The organism is Streptosporangium lutulentum, assembly GCF_030811455.1.
Lineage (GTDB): Bacteria > Actinomycetota > Actinomycetes > Streptosporangiales > Streptosporangiaceae > Streptosporangium > Streptosporangium lutulentum.
On record NZ_JAUSQU010000001.1, the window covers coordinates 9119013 to 9134756 of the forward strand.

Sequence of the window (15744 nt, forward strand, 5' to 3'; positions counted from 1 at the left end):
GATCCTCCAATATCGGTTTAGCCGAAGCGACCGGTGATGTAGTCCTCGGTCGCCTTCTGGGAGGGATTGGTGAAGATCCGGGAGGTGTCGTCCATCTCGACGACGTGACCCGGCTGTCCCTGACCCGCGAGGTTGAAGAAGGCGGTGCGGTCGCTCACCCGTGCCGCCTGCTGCATGTTGTGCGTCACGATGATGATCGTGAACTGGCTCTTCAGCTCGGCCATCAGGTCCTCGATCGCCAGAGTGGAGATCGGGTCCAGCGCGGAACAGGGCTCGTCCATCAGGAGAACCTCGGGCTTGACCGCGATGGCTCTGGCGATGCACAGCCGCTGCTGCTGGCCGCCGGAGAGGCCGGCACCGGGCTTGTTGAGGCGGTCCTTGACCTCGTTCCAGAGGTTGGCGGACGTCAGCGACTTCTCGACGATGCCGTCGATCTCGGACTTCGGGTGCTTGCCGTTGAGCCGGAGCCCCGCCGCCACGTTCTCGTAGATCGACATCGTGGGGAACGGGTTGGGGCGCTGGAAGACCATGCCGATCATCCGGCGCACCGATACCGGTTCGACGTCGGCGGCGTAGAGGTCCTCCCCGTCGAGCAGGACCTTGCCCTCCACGCGTGCGCCGGGGATGACCTCGTGCATGCGGTTCAGCGTCCGCAGGAAGGTCGACTTGCCACAGCCGGAGGGACCGATGAAGGCGGTGATCGACTGAGGCTCGATCGTCATCGAGATGTCCTCGATCGCCTTGTGCTTTCCGTAGTACGCGTCGAGGCCGGAGACTTGGATCTGCTGGCTCATATTCGACATTCCTTCCTATCGGTCCCTGGCGGGCGAGCGCCATCTGCCAATGAGGCGTGCCGCGAGGTTGAGCAGCATGACGATCAGAATGAGCGTGAGCGCTCCGGCCCACGCGCGGTCGACCGCGGTGTCCGTCGGACGGACCGCCTGATCGAAGACATAGAGCGGCAACCCCATCTGCGGCCCGTTGAAGGGGTCGGTGTTGATGGAGTCGGTGAAGAAGACCGTGAGCAGGAGCGGAGCGGTCTCTCCCGCGACACGCGCGATCGCCAGCATGACGCCGGTCGCGATACCGGCGAACGCGGTGGGCAGGACGACCTTGGTGATCGTCCGCCACTTCGGCACGCCCAGTGCGTAGGAGGCCTCGCGCAGGTCGTTCGGGACCAGCCGGAGCATCTCCTCGGCGGAGCGGACCACCGTCGGCATCATCAGGATCGACAGGGCCAGCGCGCCGGCGAAGCCGGAGAACGGCATGCCCAGGACCAGGATCCAGAAGGCCAGGATGAACAGACCGGAAACGACGGAGGGGATGCCGGTCATGACGTCCACGAAGAAACTGATCGCTCGGCCCAGCCGGCCGCCCTGGCCGTACTCCACGAGATAGATCGCGGTGAGCAGGCCGATGGGGACCGAGATCAGCGAGGCCAGCAGGACCTGCTCCAGGGTGCCGACGATGGCGTGGTAGGCGCCGCCGCCGGCGTCCCTGGCGCCGATGTTGCGCATGGAGTGCGTCAGGAACTCGAGGTCGAACCGGGCGAGACCGTTCTTGATCACCATCCAGAGGACCGAGACGAGCGGTACCACGGCGATGGCGAACGACAGATAGACGAGCGACTGGACGAGCCGGTCCTTGAAGCGCCTGCCGGGAGAGACGCGCTGGATCGTGGTCATGCGGCGGCTCCCGAGAACTCCTTGCGACGAGCGACGATCAAACGGGCGCCGGTGTTCACGAGCAACGTGATGACGAACAGCACCAGGCCCGACGCGATCAGCGCGCCGCGCCCGATCGGAGTGGCCTCACCGAATCCGAGGGCGATGTTGGCGGCGATGCTGTTGCCCTGGGGGGTGAGGATCTCGAGGCTGATGCCGAACGTCGCGGGGAAGATGAGCGCGACGGCGATGGTCTCTCCCATGGCCCGGCCGAGACCGAGCATGGCGGCGCTGATGACGCCGGGACGCCCGAACGGCAGGACCGCGGTCTTGATCACTTCCCAGCGGGTCGCGCCGAGGGCCAGTGCCGCCTCCTCGTGCATCCTGGGCACCTGGAGGAACACCTCCCGGGAGATCGCCGCGATGATCGGCAGGATCATGACCGCGAGCACGATCGACGCCGTCAGCATCGAACGGCCCACGATGAGATCGCCACCGAACAGCGGGATGAATCCCAGGTACTCGTTGAGGAACTTGGAGGGCCCGTCCATGAACGGGACGAGGAAGGCGATACCCCAGAGGCCATAAACGATGCTGGGAACAGCCGCCAGCAGGTCGATGACGTATCCCAGGACTCCAGCCATGCGCCGGGGCGCGTAGTGGGAGATGAAGAGCGCCACTCCGATGGCCACCGGCACCGCCATGATCAGTGCGAGGGTCGCGCTGATCACGGTGCCGAACGCCAGGGCCCCGATACCGAAGACCTGGCTGCTGTTCGGCTCCCAGGTGAGGTCGGTGAAGAAGCTCCCCTTGTTGGCCTGCAGGGCCGGAATCGCCTCGACGATGAGGAAGACCGCGATGGCCGCCATGATCGCGAGCAGGAGGATTCCGGCGCCCGTGGAGGCGTAGCGGAAGACAACTTCACCTCGGCTGCGCCGCGAGGCGGATCGGCTCAGGGCCGATCCGCCGTCGCGGGTACGTACTGGAGTCGCCATCGGCTAGGAGATCGCCTCGACGGCGGTCTTGACCTTGGCGAGCAGCGTCGCCGGCAGCGGCGCGTAGCCAAGGCCGGTCAGCGCCTGCTGACCTTCGTCGCTGGAGGTGTAGGTGAGGAAGGACTTCACCAGCTTGGCGTCCGCGGGCGCCAGGCCCTTCTCACAGGTGATCTCGTAGGTCACCAGGACGATGGGGTAGGCACCGGCGGCCGAGGTGGCGTAGTCGATGTCCAGCTTGAGGTCGTTGCCCTGGCCGACGACCTGGGCGGCCTCGACCGTCTTGCCGGCGCTCTCCGGGGTCAGCTCGACGAACTCGCCGGAGCCGTTGGCGACCTTGGCCTTGGCCAGGCTGGAGTTCTCGGCGTAGGAGAGCTCCACGTAGCTGATCGCGCCCGCGACGTCCTTGACCTGCTGCGCGATGCCGTCGGAGCCCTTGGCGCCCTGGCCCTTGGCCTCGGCGGGCCACGCCTTGGCGGCCTCGTACGGCCACTCGGCGGTCTTGACGAGGAACTTGGTGAAGTTGTCGCTGGTGCCCGACTCGTCCGAGCGGTGGAACGCCTGGATCGGGGTCGAGGGGAGCGTGGCGTCGGGGTTGTCGGCCTTGATGGCGGCGTCGTCCCACTTGGTGATCTTGCTGTCGAAGATGCCGGCGATGGTCTTGGGGGAGAGCTGCAGGCCCTCGACGCCGGGCAGGTTGTAGACAATGGCCACCGGGCCGGTCACCATCGGCAGGTTGATGGCCTTGCCTGTCTTGCAGCGAGCGTCGGCCTGGGCGGGCTCGCCCTTCTCGTCGTTGAGCGCCGAGTCGGAACCGGCGAAGGAGACGGTGCCCTGGATGAACGCCTGGACGCCGGCACCGGAGCCGCTGGGCTGGTAGTTGATGCTCACGCCCGCGTTGGCCTGCTGGAAGCTCTTCTTCCATTCGTCCATGGCGTTCGCCTGTGCCGAGGAGCCCGCAGCGTTGATCGTACCGCTGAGACCGGCGTCGGAGCCGGCCGAGGCGGCGGCGGGGGCGCTGGAGGTGTCGGTGCTGGCGGTGTTGTTATCGGTGCCGCACGCAGCGAGCGAGAGCGCGCCGACAAGGGTGACCGCGGCGAGCCGGCCTGCATACTTCACGGTTGGGTTCCTCCCATTAAGTCCTTCAACATTCAGGAGAGTAGGCAGGCAAGATGACTCAAAACCCATATAAAGATGAACGGAAAATGAATGGCCCTGGTCGCAGTCGTTGTGATCTCTTGGGCGAGTCCTGGGGCCCCGAGCAGGATCTTTACGCCGGGTCGGCCCTGTGGGGCCTCAGGGGGTCCCGGGAAGCCTGAGAGGGCCTCAGGCGGCTTTCCGGGGAGGCCCTGGAAGTTGGTGGGGGCCCCGTCTGGCGGAGGCGTGAGCGGGCCACCGCCGAGCGCTTGAGGCGTGAGGGGGGATCGGACGGAGGCGTGAGCGGGCCACCGCCGAGCGCTTGAGGCGTGAGGGGGGATCGGACGGAGGCGTGAGCGGGCCACCGCCGAGTGCTTGAGGGGCATCTGGCGGAGGCGGGAACGGGCCGCCGATCGCTTGAGGCGTGCGGGGGTTGTCAGACGGGGAGTGTGAGCGGGCCGCCGCCGAGGCGCTTGAGGACCTCACCGTGCAGTGCGCCGTTGCTGCACAGCAGGCTGCCCCCGTCGATGTCGGGGACCCCGGACAGGTCGGTCCAGATGCCGCCGGCCTCCTCGACGATCACGGTCAGTGCCGCGATGTCCCAGGGGGAGAGTTCGGGTTCGGCCGACACGTCGACCGCGCCCTCGGCGACCATCATGTGCGACCAGAAGTCGCCGTAGGCGCGGCTGCGCCAGACGGACCGGTTCAGGTCGAGGAACGCGTCGAGCTTCCCGGCCTCCTCCCAGCCGCCGAGGCTGGAGTAGGAGAACGAGGCGTCCCGCAGTTGGGTGACGGCGGAGACCTGGCAGCGGGTGGCCTTGGTGAGGCTCTTGCCGGTCCAGGCGCCGCTGTCGCGGGCGGCCCACCAGCGGCGGCCGAGTGCGGGGGCGGAGACCAGGCCCACGACGACGCGGCCCTGGTCCATCAGGGCGATGAGCGTGGCCCAGATGGGAACGCCGCGGACGTAGTTCTTGGTGCCGTCGATGGGGTCGATGATCCACGAGCGCGCGCCGTGGCCGGTCTTGCCGAACTCCTCGCCGATCACCGCGTCCCTCGGCCGTGCCCGGCCGAGCGTGCCGCGGATCGCCTCCTCGACGGCCTGGTCGGCGTCGCTCACCGGGGTGAGGTCCGGTTTGGTCTCGACCCGCAGGTCCATGGCCTTGAACCGGCGCATGGTCAGATCGTCGGCGGCGTCGGCCATGACGTGCGCGAGGCGCAGATCGTCGTTGTAACCCGTCACGGAGGGCAACGCTATCGTGCCGATGGCCGGTTATAGGAGAGCGGAGATCAAGCGGGGGAATTATGTCGCGTCACACCAGTCGACGGGATACCTCCTAAAACACCCTTTGGGCCTTCGATTACCGAACGGTGGCACCTCGTGTTACCGGCCAGTAGCATTCGGGGCATGACCTTTGATGTGGGTGCCTTCATGCTGCAGAGCGTTCCGTTCGCGAGGACGCTGGACGTCTCCTTCGACAAGGTGGAGCCGGGATTCGCGGTCGCCCGCATGCCCGACCGCCCCGATCTGCACAATCACGTGGGCGGCCCGCACGCCGGAGCCCTGTTCAGCCTCGCCGAGTCGGCTTCCGGAGCCGCGATGCTCTCGGCCTTCGGCGACCAGCTGTCCCGGGCGACCCCTCTGGCCGCGAACGCGGCGATCCGCTACGTCAAGCTCGCGATGGGGGAGGTCGTCGCCGAGGCTCGTCTCCTGGGCTCCCGCGAGGAGGTCGTGGCCAAGCTGGACGCGGGCGAGCGCCCCGAGTTCGAGGTCGCGGTTGAGATCAAGACCACCGACGGCACCCTGGTCTCCGAGATGACCGTCGCCTGGACCCTGCGCCCCAACCGCTGACCGCACCGACTCCTCAGCCCGGCCGTACGGACTCTCCGGCCCGGGCCGCACCGGCTCCCCGGCCCGGCCGCACGATCCCCGCGCCGTCGACCGGCGGCCGTACGGACTCCGCGGCCCGGCCGCCGGCCACACGGGTCGGCGGCCGGGCCGTCAGAGGTCCGGAGCCTGCGACTCGACCGCGTGGTCGTCGTCGGGGGCGCCGTCGCGGCTGGCGAGCAGGCGGCGCAGCGAGACGAGCCGGACGGGGTCGGCGTGGCCGGCCGCCGCCCAGGCGTCCAGGGCGCACTCCTCGGTGAGGTGGTTGCAGCCCTTGGGGCACTGGACGGTCCCCTCGATGATGTCGGGGAAGGAGGCCAGGACGGTCTCGACCGAGACGTGGGCCAGGCCGAAGCTGCGCACGCCCGGGGTGTCGATGATCCAGCCGCCGCCGGGCAGCTCCAGGGCCACGGCCGAGCTGGAGGTGTGGCGGCCCCGGCCGGTCACCGCGTTGACGTGGGAGACGGCCCGGTTGGCATCCGGCACGAGGGCGTTGACCAGCGTGGACTTGCCCACGCCCGAGTGGCCGACGAGCACGCTGATCCGGCCTCTCAGCCGCTCTCTGATCTCGTCCAGGGAACTGCCCTTCTGCAGCACCACGTACGGCACGCCGAGGGGATCGTAGAGCGAGACCAGCTCGTCGGGTGAGGCGAGGTCGGACTTGGTGAGGCAGAGCATCGGCTCGATGTCGGCGTCGAAGGCGGCGACGAGCATGCGGTCGATCATGCGGGGCCGGGGCGGCGGGTCGGCCAGGGCCGTCACGATCACGAGCTGGTCGGCGTTGGCGACCACGGGACGCTCGATGCCGTCGGTGTTGTCGGTGTCGTCCGCGGAGCGGCGGAGCATCGAGGTGCGCGGCTCCACCCGGACGACGCGGGCCAGCGTGTCGACCATGCCGGAGACGTCGCCCACCAGGGCCACCCGGTCACCGACCACGATTCCCTTGCGGCCGAGCTCCCGGGCCTTCATGGCGACCACGACCCGGCCGCTCATGGCGGCGCCCTCCAGGTGGTCCTTCTTGCGGCGGCGGCCCTTCTCGCCCTCCGACTCGATCAGGCACGTGTAGCGGCCCCGGTCGACCGCCACCACGAACCCCGAGACGGCCTCCTCGTGCGCAGGCCGGATGCGGGTTCGGGGCCTGGAGCCCTTTCCCGGTCTGATCCTGACGTCATCCTCGTCGTATTCGCGCTTTTTCAGCTTCTTCGCCTTCTCGGACCCGGGTCGCCCTCGTTCGAGCAGCCACAACGGTCACTCGACCTTACCGGGCATCTCTCAGGGCCTACCGGACGGTAAGCCGTCATCTGCGTATCCAGCCGCGCGGCCCGCCGGGCATTTCGGCGACGTGCGTCTCAGCGCGTGCCACGCAGCATGTCCGCCCACATGGAGGCGAACTCGGGAAGAGTCTTACCCGTGGTGGCGATGTTCTCCACCTCGACGCCGGGAACGGCCAGGCCGATCACCGCGCCCGCGGTGGCCATGCGGTGGTCGTCGTAGGAGTGGAAGACCCCGCCGGTGAGCGGGCGCGGCCGGATCTCCAGGCCGTCCTCGGTCTCGTTCGCGTCGCCGCCGAGGCCGTTGACCTCGGCGACCAGCGCGGCCAGCCGGTCGGTCTCGTGCCCGCGGATGTGGGCGACGCCACGGATCCGGCTCGGTGAGTCGGCCAGGGCGGCGAGGGCGACGATCGTCGGAGTCAGCTCGGCCACGTCCCGCAGGTCCGCGTCTATGCCGGTGATCCGCCCGGTGCCGGTGACCGCCAGCCCGCCGGGAGCGTTCTCCACCGAGGCGCCCATGTCCGCCAGGAGCGTGCGGAGCTGGTCACCCGGCTGGGTGGTCCGCGAGGGCCAGCCGGGGATGGTGACCGTACCGCCGGTGACCATGGCGGCGCTGAGGAACGGCGCCGCGTTGGACAGGTCGGGCTCCACGGTGAAATCTCTGGCCTCGATCGGGCCCGGCTCGACCCGCCAGACGTCGGGCTCGGAGTCGTCGACGAGGACGCCGAACTCGCGAAGCATCTGGACGGTCATCCGGATGTGCGGCTGCGACGGGATCGGCGGGCCCTCGTGCCGTACCGTCACGCCCTTGGCGAACCGGGCCGCGGCCAGCAGCATGCCGGAGAGGAACTGGGAGGAGCCCGAGGCGTCGAGCCTGACCTCCCCGCCGGTCAGCGGGCCCCTGACGGTGAATGGCAGCGCGTCGCCCGAGACCTCGGCGCCGAGGGCGCGCAGCGCGCGCAGGATCGTCGCCATCGGCCGCTTGCGCGCGTGAGGGTCGCCGTCGAAGAACACCTCGCCGTCGGCCAGGGCCGCCATCGGCGGCACGAACCGCATCACGGTGCCCGCGAGCCCCACGTCGATCCGCGCCCCGGCGGTGACGGGGCCGGGAACGATCGACCAGTCGACGCCGGAGGCAGTCGCGTTGGAGGGGGTCATCGTGGCGCCGAGCGCCCGCAGCGCGTCCGCCATCAGGTCGGAGTCCCTGCTGCGCAGCGCCAGCCGTACCGTGCCGGGACCGTCGGCCAGGGCGGCGAGCAGCAGAGCGCGGTTGGTCACGGACTTCGACCCCGGAAGGGGGACGGTCGCGCGGACGGGTTCGGTCGCGGTCGGTGCGGGCCACAGCGGAGCGGACGTCGAAGCGGACATGTCGAAAGCCTACCGGGACGGCGGCCCCGTGCCCTCGGACGCGTGGCAGGGTGGAGACATGTGCGGGAGATACGCGTCCACGCGAGCCAAGCAGGAGTTGCTGGAGACGTTCGAGGTCGAGGTCGACGGGGCGGCCGAGGAGGAGCTCCGGCCCGACTACAACGTCGCACCGACCAAGCCGGTCTACGCGGTGATGAGCCGCGTGCCGAAGGCGAACCCGGGCAGCAGGGCGGTGCGGCAGCTCAGGGTGGTCCGCTGGGGCCTGGTCCCGGCCTGGGCGAAGGACCCGTCCATCGGCTCGAAGATGATCAACGCGCGGGTGGAGACGGTCACCGAGAAGCCGTCGTTCCGCAAGGCGTTCGCGGAGCGCCGCTGCCTGCTCCCCGCGGACGGCTACTTCGAATGGGCCGTTCAGGACGAGGCCAAGGCGGCCGACACGCCCGGGAAGCCGGGGAAGCCGAAAAAGCAGCCCTACTTCATCCAGCCGTCCGACGGCGGGGTCATGGCCATGGCGGGACTGTACGAATTCTGGCGGGACCGGAGCAGGGCCGACGACGATCCGCTCGCGTGGATGACGACCTGCGCGATCATCACCACCTCGGCCGAGGACGAGCTGGGCGCCATCCACGACCGGATGCCGATGCTGATCGAGCACGACCGCTGGGCCGAGTGGCTCGACCCCGGGGTGCCCGACGCGCGGGAGTTCCTGATCCCCGCGATCTCCACCACGATGAGGGCGTATCCGGTCTCCACGGCGGTGAACTCGGTGCGCAACAACGGCCCGGAGCTCATCGAGCCGGTGCGCGAAGGGGAAGGCAACGGTCAGGCGCTCTTCTGACTTCCGTAAACACTCTGTGATCGGTGTAAAACCAAGCTCAAATGGGCATCCGGTGGGGAAAGCGGTGTCTCAGGACGAGACCACCGTCGCAGGACTCACCCCTTGCCGCCTGACGGGAGAATCGGGGGATCCCTTCACAGGCCGCTCCCGATTCCCGGAGGTGCGGGTTCGTGGACAACGCGACCGCGCGTATGCGCCTGGAGAGCACACTCGCCGAGCTCGACCGATCCATCGGGGTTCTGGGGGGAGATCCTCAAACGGTGTGGGATCGGTCCGGGGCGGATGCGGGATCCACCCTGACCGACACCGACCGCAACCGGGCCATGCTGGACGCGGCCAGGCAGCAGCGCAGCTCGGTGCTCGCGGCGCTCAAGCGGATGGAGGACGGGAGCTACGGCCTCTGCACCGACTGCGGCAGCCCCGTGCCCGAGGGCAGGCTGGAGGCGCGCCCGGAGGCCGCCCGCTGCGTGCAGTGCCAGTCCAAGCGCGAGCGCAGACGCTGACGCGGGCCGGATCCGCCGGGCGCTCGCGACCGGATGTCAGATCCGCCGGGCGCTCGCGACCAGATGGATGCCCACCGTGTCGTCGTCGTCCCGGTGGGCGTCCAGCTCGGTGTTGACCAGCCAGGTGAGGGCGCGCGAGTCGGCGGCGAGCACGTGGTCGACCGTCGAGGGGGACAGCACCGTGCGGGACCGTACCCACTCGACCTCCAGCCCGGCGTCGGTGAGCAGCTCGCGGAGCTGGCCGCTGCTGAAACACCGGGTGATGCTGCCGTCAGGCCAGGGCACGAGCATGACCTCGCCGGTCTGACGCAGGTGGGCCCAGTAGTTCTGCTCGGCGAGGATCGCCATCCCCAGGACCAGGGAGTCGACGCAGATCAGCGCCCGGCCGCCGGGGCGCAGGACCCGGGCGATGTCGCTGACCGCGGACTCGGCCATGAGCTCCACCGACATCGCGCGCTCCTCGGCGAGCACGGCGTCCACGCTGCAGTCGGGCAGGAAACGCAGATCGTCGGCACGGACCTGACGGACCTTGGAGGCGTCGTGCAGCAGAGGCTGACCCTCCGCGGATCTGCGGAAGTCGACCACCTCGATGACCCGGTGCCCCGCCTTCGCCGCCTGGGAGGCCCAGCGGCCCCGGCCGCAGGACATGTCGAGGATGGTGGAGGGACTCTCCGGCAGCCATCGGCTCAGCTGCTCGGCCACGACCGCGTGGTAAAAGGTCCAGTACGGCCCGAGCGTTCCTGAGCCGTTCAGCTCTTCGGCCGGGATGGGCAGCACAAGCAGCTCCTGGCTTCGGGGGATCCGGTGATTTCAGCTACCTACCGGTACGTATCTTTTTCCCCGTACCGGATCGTTCGTCACCTTCTATCTTGCGGGAACAGATGAATGGGTGGGCGTGTTGCAAGCGGACAACGCACGATCCTTTCGGAGGTTGGCAAGCGAATGCTCGCGTTGATCGAACCCATCGGCCGCCCCGGCGATCGGTCTCTCCCCGGTGAGCGGGTATCCTCCGCTCAGTACGGTGTCCCGCGCCAGCAGGGCTCCGGCGATCTTAAGGGGGTGGGTCCGGTCCCTGCGACAGACGAGGAGACTCTGGAGCAGCGGAGCACGCGGTTCGAGCGGGATGTGATGCCCTATCTCGACCAGCTCTATTCCGCCGCTCTTCGTATGACCCGCAACCCCGCGGATGCCGAAGATCTCCTTCAGGAGACCTTCGCCAAGGCTTTCGCGTCCTTCCACCAGTTCCAGGAAGGCACGAATCTCAAGGCCTGGCTTTACCGCATCCTGACCAACACTTTCATCAACAGTTACCGCAAGAAGCAGCGGGAGCCCAAGCAGTCGGGTGCCGAGGAGATCGAGGACTGGCAGCTCGCCAGGGCCGAGTCCCACACCTCGGCCGGCCTGAAGTCGGCGGAGCTCGAGGCGCTTGAGCACCTCCCCGACAGTGACGTGAAGCAGGCGCTCGCCGCGCTTCCCGAGGAGTTCCGCATCGCGGTCTATCTCGCCGACGTCGAGGGGTTCCCCTACAAGGAAATCGCCGACATCATGGGGACCCCCATCGGGACCGTGATGTCGCGGCTTCACCGTGGCCGTCGCCAGCTGCGGATCCAGCTCGAGGACTACGCGCGCGAGCGTGGTCTGGTTCCCGCGGAGGGTGCGAAGTGAGCGAGCGTGGCAGGCACGGAAGGCACGGCGGACCCGTGGGCGCGGAGCTCCGGGGCGAGGTGATCGTATGAGCTGCGGGAACCACCACGACACCGACTGTCGCGAGGTCCTGGACAAGGTCTACAGCTACCTGGACGGCGAGCTCGACGAGAACAACTGCGGCGACATCCGCCAGCACCTCGACGAGTGCCACCCCTGTCTGAAGGAGTACGGCCTGGAGCAGGTCGTCAAACAGCTCGTCGCCAAGCACTGCGGCTGCGACCACGCCTCGGACGATCTGCGGGCCAAAGTGCTCAGCCGGATCGCGCAGGTCCGCTCCGAACTCGCCCGCTGACCTCCTAAGATCTCTCGTACGGCCAAGGCCATACGAAGATGGGGGTTCAGCATGCGGATACTCGTCACCGGCGGAGCGGGATTCATCGGGTCCAACCTGGTGGATCGGCTGCTGGCGGATGAGCACGAGGTCATGGTCGTGGACGACCTGTCCGGCGGTGATCGCGCCAACCTCGCCGACGCGGCGCGGAGTCCCCGTTTCGCGCTGCACGTGACGGACGTCCGTGACCCCGCGCTGATCGGCCTGGCCGCCGAGTGGAAGCCCGAGGTCATCTGCCATCTCGCCGCGCAGATCAGCGTGCGCAAGAGTGTGGACGACCCCGTCCACGACGCCAGGATCAACGTCGAGGGCACCGCCTCGGTCCTCACCGCCGCTCATCACGGGGGCACCCGCAAGGTCGTCTTCGCCTCTTCGGTCGCCGTCTACGGCAGGCCCTCGGTCATCCCGGTTCCCTCGGACGCCGCGACCGACCCGCGCTCGCCGTACGCGGCCTCCAAGCTCGGCGCGGAGACCTACCTGGCCACCTTCAAGGCGCTCTACGGCATCGACTACACCACGCTGGTGCTCTCCAACGTCTACGGCCCGCGGCAGTCGCCCGACGGGGAGGCGGGGGTGGTCGCCATCTTCACCGACGCGCTGCTCAAGGGCACGCCCACCGTGGTGTACGGCGACGGCGGCCAGACCCGCGACTACATCTTCGTCGACGACGTGGTGAACGGCTTCGTCCGCGCCTGCGGCGACCAGGGAGGCGGACGCCGCTTCAACCTGGGCACCGGCGTGGAGACCACCGACCGGAGGCTGCACTCCCTCGTGGCCGCGGCGACGGGCGCCGCCGACGAGCCGGCCGCCGCCGAGGCACGCCTGGGCGACCTGCCCGCGATGGCCGTGGACCCGGCCGCCGCACTCGAAGGGCTCGGCTGGCGTCCGCAGACGGATCTGGCCACCGGCCTCAAGGCCACGGTGGAGTGGGCCAGGGGTCGTCTGGCGGTTCGTTAGACCCCGCTCTCCGGGCTCCGCGTCGCGCGGAAATCCCCGGCGCCGGTCTCCATGCCTTCGCGCCGGGGTTTCGTGCGATCCGCGGCGGCCCGGAGGCTCCGGCCGTACGTCGATCCCCGCCGTGGTCGCGTCGGTCTTCCGCCCGTGAACGAAGCGTGTTCGCGCAGGTCGCGAATGACAACATAACAGCGCCACAGGGTGACTTTTAGTGACGTATTGATTACACTTTGCTCGCGATTCTCGGTCTCTCCCTCCACGCCCGGCTCACTTCTGTAGCCTGAGTGCGAAATCGACGTGGAGGCAGCGCATGTTAAAGGAAACGGTCGACCCTACACAACCTGGGATCTCCTGGACCTGAGCGCGCGCTCGTGGGACCCAAAGGTGGCCGCTTTGCGTGGACTGCCGTGGTTTGCCAAGATCTATCTCACCCTTGTCATCGGAGTGGCGTTCGCGCTACTCGGACACAGCGCGGTGGTAAGCGGTCGGCTTGAGCAGCTCGACTGGTCCACCCTGCTGGTACTGGCTCTGTTGTTCCTGGTGTGCGAGTCGGTGCCGACCCTGCTGAACGTCCGGCAGGCCGCGGTGTCGGTCAGCTTCTCGGCTGTGCTCGCGGCGGTCGTGCTCGTCGGACCGGAGGGCGCGGCGCTGGTCGGCATAACGGCCGTCTTCAGCGTGCGCCCGGGGCTGCCGCTGGTGAAGCGGCTGTTCAACGGAGCCCAGTTCGCGATCTGCGGTTACGCCGCGGGCTGGGTCTACCAGCGGTTGCTGGGCGGCCCGTCCGTCACGCCGGTGATCGCCGGGTTCGACGACCTGATCGTGCCCTTCGCGGGCGCGGCCGCGGTCTTCGTGCCGCTCAACTTCGTCCTGATCGCGCTCGTGCTCGTGGCGACCGGGCAGGCGGATCAGGTGCCGCTGCGCGGCCTGGCCCAGTTCCTGGTCTCCTACATGGGCTACGCCACCTTCGGGCTGCTGATCGCCGGGCTGTGGGCGACGGTCAACTCGATCGCCGCGGTGCTCGTGCTGCTCCCGCTGTTCGTCGCCCGCTGGGCCTTCGGCCAGTACCTCGCGCAGCAGCGTTCCTACGACGCCACGATCGCCGCGCTCTGCCAGGCGGTGGAGACCAAGGACTACTACACGCGCGGCCACTGCACCCGCGTGTCACTGGCCTCCGGCATGATCGCCCAGGAGATCGGCATGGGGCCCGAGCGGCTGCGGGCGATCCGTTACGCCGGGATGCTGCACGACGTGGGAAAGCTGGGCGTGCCGACCAAGGTGCTGCAGAAGGACGGCCCGCTCACCGAGGAGGAGTACGCCGCCATCCAGCTCCACCCGATGCGCGGGCTGGAGATCGTGCGGGGCATCGACTTCCTGGACGAGGCGTTCGCCGGGATCATGCACCACCACGAACGGCAAGACGGCAAGGGCTACCCGATGGGACTGGCCGGAGACGAGGTCCCGGAGTTCGCCAGGATCATCGCGGTGGCCGACGCCTTCGACTCGATGACCTCCGACCGCTCCTACCGCAACGCCCGCCCGGTGGAGGTGGCCATGGCCGAGCTCCGTAAGAACGCCGGCACCCAGTTCGACCCGGTGATGGTCACCGCGTTCATCAAGGCCGTCGGCCGCGACGGCTGGGAGCCGCCGCGCAAGGTCGTCACGCCCCCGGCCGACGCGGCGGAGACCGCCACCAAGGATCACGACGACCCGACCATGCCCATCCAGGTGGTGTCCGAACGATGAGCGGTCCCACGGAGATCCGGGCCTTCCAGGGACTCGACTCGGGGCAGCTCCTTCTGATCTGCGCCGCCGGGCTGCTGGCGGTGGCCGGGGTGGCGCACACGGCCGCGACCGGGCTGGTCGATCCCGAGATCGCCCTCGGGTTCGGCGCGTTGATCGCGGCGGGGGAGCTGGCCAGGCTCACCATGCCCGGCAACCGGGAGGTGGCGCCGATCGGAGCCGCCGCCGCGCTCGGCTACACGCTGCTGCTGGACATGGGCGGCGTCCCGGTGGGGCATTCGGCCTTCCAGGTCGTCGCGGTGCTGGCGGTCGGCATGATCGCCGGAGCTCTGCCGCACCTCGCCGTGGGCCGCCGGCCCAGGCTGGACGCGATGGCGCGCAGGCTGCTCACCGGCGCGTTGCTGGCACTGGTCTACCGGCCGATGGCCGGACCGCTGTTCACCCTGGCGGTGGAGGGCGAGGGCAACTGGTGGCCCGCGCTCGGGGCGATGGCCCTGCTCATCCTGATCATGGTGCTGATCGACGTGCTGCTGGCCGCCGCCCTGCGCGCCGAGCAGGTACGGGCGTCCTTCAAGGTGGCCGTCCACGACGAGATGCAGATGGCCGCGCCGCTGGGGGCCGCCGTCGCGGCCTCCGGCATCCTGCTCGCGCTCGCCTCGCACAGCATGGACATGGCCGCGCTGCTCGTGTTCGCCGCGCCGTTGCTGGTCACCCAGGTCGCCTTCCGCAAATACGCCGGGATCCGAGCCACCTACCTCCAGACGGTCAGGGCGCTGTCACGGGTCACCGAGGTCGGAGGCTACGTCGAGCCCGGGCACTCCCGCCGGGTGAGCCGCCTGGCGGTGGCGGTCGGGCGGGAGGCCGGCATGCCCGAGCCCGAGTTGCTGGAGCTGGAGTACGCCGCGCTCATGCACGACATCGGCCAGCTCTCGCTGAGCGACCCGATCCCCGGCGGCGCCACGGTGCTGACCGATCCCGAGCAGGCACGGCGCATCGCCGAACTGGGCGCGGAGGTGATCCGGCAGACCGGGGTGCTGGACCGGGTGGCCGAGATCGTCCGCCGCCAGTGCGACACCTGCGCCGAGACGCCGCCGCAGGCCAGCCGCATCATCAAGGCGGCCAACGCCTACGACGACCTGGTCGGCGGCTCCACCGACCGAGACCGTGCGGGGGCCGCTCTCGAACGGCTCCGCCTGGGCGCCGGCGGAGAGTACGACCCGGCCGTCGTCGAGGCGATGGCGCGTGTCATCGACAGGATGGCTCCGCTCCACCGGCTCTGAGAAGTTCTGATTCCGTCCAGGTGCAGGTTTCCTGCAGATCAAATTGCCGTGATCGGTGGTTTCGGGCGAGGGGG

At 69.1% G+C, this 15744-nt stretch carries 16 protein-coding genes; 8 read left to right on the top strand and 8 right to left on the bottom strand.

The window, feature by feature from the left end:
* Window positions 1–17 precede the first annotated feature (17 nt).
* From pstB to hisN, 5 genes are all read right to left on the bottom strand, one after another.
* On the bottom strand, window positions 18–794 hold the full coding sequence (gene pstB, locus J2853_RS41170) for a phosphate ABC transporter ATP-binding protein PstB (RefSeq protein ID WP_307566872.1): 777 nt from the start codon (window positions 792–794) through the stop codon (window positions 18–20).
* Between the two features lie 15 nt (window positions 795–809).
* Complete coding sequence (pstA, locus tag J2853_RS41175; RefSeq protein WP_307566874.1) at window positions 810–1685, bottom strand: phosphate ABC transporter permease PstA; 876 nt, start codon at window positions 1683–1685, stop codon at window positions 810–812.
* A complete protein-coding gene (gene pstC, locus J2853_RS41180; RefSeq protein WP_307566876.1) occupies window positions 1682–2659 on the bottom strand; it encodes a phosphate ABC transporter permease subunit PstC in 978 nt (325 codons plus the stop codon). Before pstC ends, pstA begins: the two co-directional genes overlap by 4 nt.
* Window positions 2660–2662: 3 nt before the next feature.
* Entirely contained in the window at window positions 2663–3775 is a 1113-nt protein-coding gene (gene pstS / locus J2853_RS41185) for a phosphate ABC transporter substrate-binding protein PstS (protein WP_307566878.1), read from the bottom strand.
* Window positions 3776–4229: 454 nt separating this feature from the next.
* On the bottom strand, window positions 4230–5033 hold the full coding sequence (gene hisN, locus J2853_RS41190) for a histidinol-phosphatase (protein ID WP_307566879.1): 804 nt from the start codon (window positions 5031–5033) through the stop codon (window positions 4230–4232).
* 165 nt (window positions 5034–5198) lie between these two features.
* Here hisN and J2853_RS41195 point away from each other — a divergent pair, with 165 nt between their 5' ends.
* The gene (locus J2853_RS41195; RefSeq protein WP_307566881.1) at window positions 5199–5642 is read left to right on the top strand and encodes a DUF4442 domain-containing protein; all 444 of its coding nucleotides are present in this window, start codon (window positions 5199–5201) and stop codon (window positions 5640–5642) included.
* A gap of 150 nt (window positions 5643–5792) precedes the next feature.
* On the opposite strand, the gene rsgA is transcribed toward J2853_RS41195, so the two are convergent.
* Together rsgA and aroA are read right to left on the bottom strand one after the other, a co-directional pair.
* On the bottom strand, window positions 5793–6875 hold the full coding sequence (gene rsgA, locus J2853_RS41200) for a ribosome small subunit-dependent GTPase A (RefSeq protein ID WP_307568987.1): 1083 nt from the start codon (window positions 6873–6875) through the stop codon (window positions 5793–5795).
* A gap of 152 nt (window positions 6876–7027) precedes the next feature.
* A complete protein-coding gene (gene aroA, locus J2853_RS41205; protein WP_307566882.1) occupies window positions 7028–8317 on the bottom strand; it encodes a 3-phosphoshikimate 1-carboxyvinyltransferase in 1290 nt (429 codons plus the stop codon).
* Between aroA and J2853_RS41210 the strand changes: the two genes are divergently transcribed.
* Both J2853_RS41210 and J2853_RS41215 read left to right on the top strand, forming a co-directional pair.
* Window positions 8316–9155 carry an SOS response-associated peptidase gene (locus J2853_RS41210; protein WP_307566883.1) on the top strand — a complete coding sequence of 280 codons (840 nt, stop codon included), beginning with the start codon at window positions 8316–8318 and terminating at the stop codon, window positions 9153–9155. The genes aroA and J2853_RS41210 overlap by 2 nt on opposite strands.
* Before the next feature lie 170 nt (window positions 9156–9325).
* Window positions 9326–9658, top strand: a complete 333-nt coding sequence (locus J2853_RS41215) for a TraR/DksA family transcriptional regulator (RefSeq protein ID WP_307566885.1) — start codon at window positions 9326–9328, stop codon at window positions 9656–9658.
* A gap of 36 nt (window positions 9659–9694) precedes the next feature.
* Here J2853_RS41215 and J2853_RS41220 read toward each other — a convergent pair whose 3' ends face one another.
* Window positions 9695–10435 (bottom strand): class I SAM-dependent methyltransferase, encoded by a 741-nt coding sequence (locus J2853_RS41220; RefSeq protein WP_307566886.1) that lies wholly within the window; start codon window positions 10433–10435, stop codon window positions 9695–9697.
* Between the two features lie 351 nt (window positions 10436–10786).
* Here J2853_RS41220 and J2853_RS41225 point away from each other — a divergent pair, with 351 nt between their 5' ends.
* The 5 genes from J2853_RS41225 (at window position 10787) to J2853_RS41245 (ending at window position 15670) form a co-directional block, all read left to right on the top strand.
* A complete protein-coding gene (locus J2853_RS41225) occupies window positions 10787–11323 on the top strand; it encodes a sigma-70 family RNA polymerase sigma factor (protein WP_239514519.1) in 537 nt (178 codons plus the stop codon).
* 67 nt (window positions 11324–11390) lie between these two features.
* Window positions 11391–11657 (top strand): mycothiol system anti-sigma-R factor, encoded by a 267-nt coding sequence (gene rsrA, locus J2853_RS41230; protein WP_307566888.1) that lies wholly within the window; start codon window positions 11391–11393, stop codon window positions 11655–11657.
* Window positions 11658–11708: 51 nt separating this feature from the next.
* Window positions 11709–12653 carry an NAD-dependent epimerase/dehydratase family protein gene (locus J2853_RS41235; RefSeq protein ID WP_307566890.1) on the top strand — a complete coding sequence of 315 codons (945 nt, stop codon included), beginning with the start codon at window positions 11709–11711 and terminating at the stop codon, window positions 12651–12653.
* A gap of 390 nt (window positions 12654–13043) precedes the next feature.
* Window positions 13044–14393, top strand: coding sequence for an HD-GYP domain-containing protein (locus J2853_RS41240; RefSeq protein ID WP_307566892.1), 1350 nt, complete (start codon window positions 13044–13046; stop codon window positions 14391–14393).
* The gene (locus tag J2853_RS41245; protein ID WP_307566893.1) at window positions 14390–15670 is read left to right on the top strand and encodes an HD-GYP domain-containing protein; all 1281 of its coding nucleotides are present in this window, start codon (window positions 14390–14392) and stop codon (window positions 15668–15670) included. Before J2853_RS41240 ends, J2853_RS41245 begins: the two co-directional genes overlap by 4 nt.
* The last annotated feature ends 74 nt before the right edge of the window (window positions 15671–15744 follow it).

What these genes read in the sequence shown, in the direction of transcription:
- pstB (WP_307566872.1), bottom strand. Translation starts at nt 794, where the DNA reads ATGAGCCAGCAGATCCAAGTCTCCGGCCTCGACGCGTACTACGGAAAG.
- pstA (WP_307566874.1), bottom strand. Translation starts at nt 1,685, where the DNA reads ATGACCACGATCCAGCGCGTCTCTCCCGGCAGGCGCTTCAAGGACCGG.
- pstC (WP_307566876.1), bottom strand. Translation starts at nt 2,659, where the DNA reads ATGGCGACTCCAGTACGTACCCGCGACGGCGGATCGGCCCTGAGCCGA.
- J2853_RS41195 (WP_307566881.1), top strand. Translation starts at nt 5,199, where the DNA reads ATGACCTTTGATGTGGGTGCCTTCATGCTGCAGAGCGTTCCGTTCGCG.
- J2853_RS41210 (WP_307566883.1), top strand. Translation starts at nt 8,316, where the DNA reads ATGTCGAAAGCCTACCGGGACGGCGGCCCCGTGCCCTCGGACGCGTGG.
- aroA (WP_307566882.1), bottom strand. Translation starts at nt 8,317, where the DNA reads ATGTCCGCTTCGACGTCCGCTCCGCTGTGGCCCGCACCGACCGCGACC.
- J2853_RS41225 (WP_239514519.1), top strand. Translation starts at nt 10,787, where the DNA reads ATGCCCTATCTCGACCAGCTCTATTCCGCCGCTCTTCGTATGACCCGC.
- rsrA (WP_307566888.1), top strand. Translation starts at nt 11,391, where the DNA reads ATGAGCTGCGGGAACCACCACGACACCGACTGTCGCGAGGTCCTGGAC.
- J2853_RS41235 (WP_307566890.1), top strand. Translation starts at nt 11,709, where the DNA reads ATGCGGATACTCGTCACCGGCGGAGCGGGATTCATCGGGTCCAACCTG.
- J2853_RS41245 (WP_307566893.1), top strand. Translation starts at nt 14,390, where the DNA reads ATGAGCGGTCCCACGGAGATCCGGGCCTTCCAGGGACTCGACTCGGGG.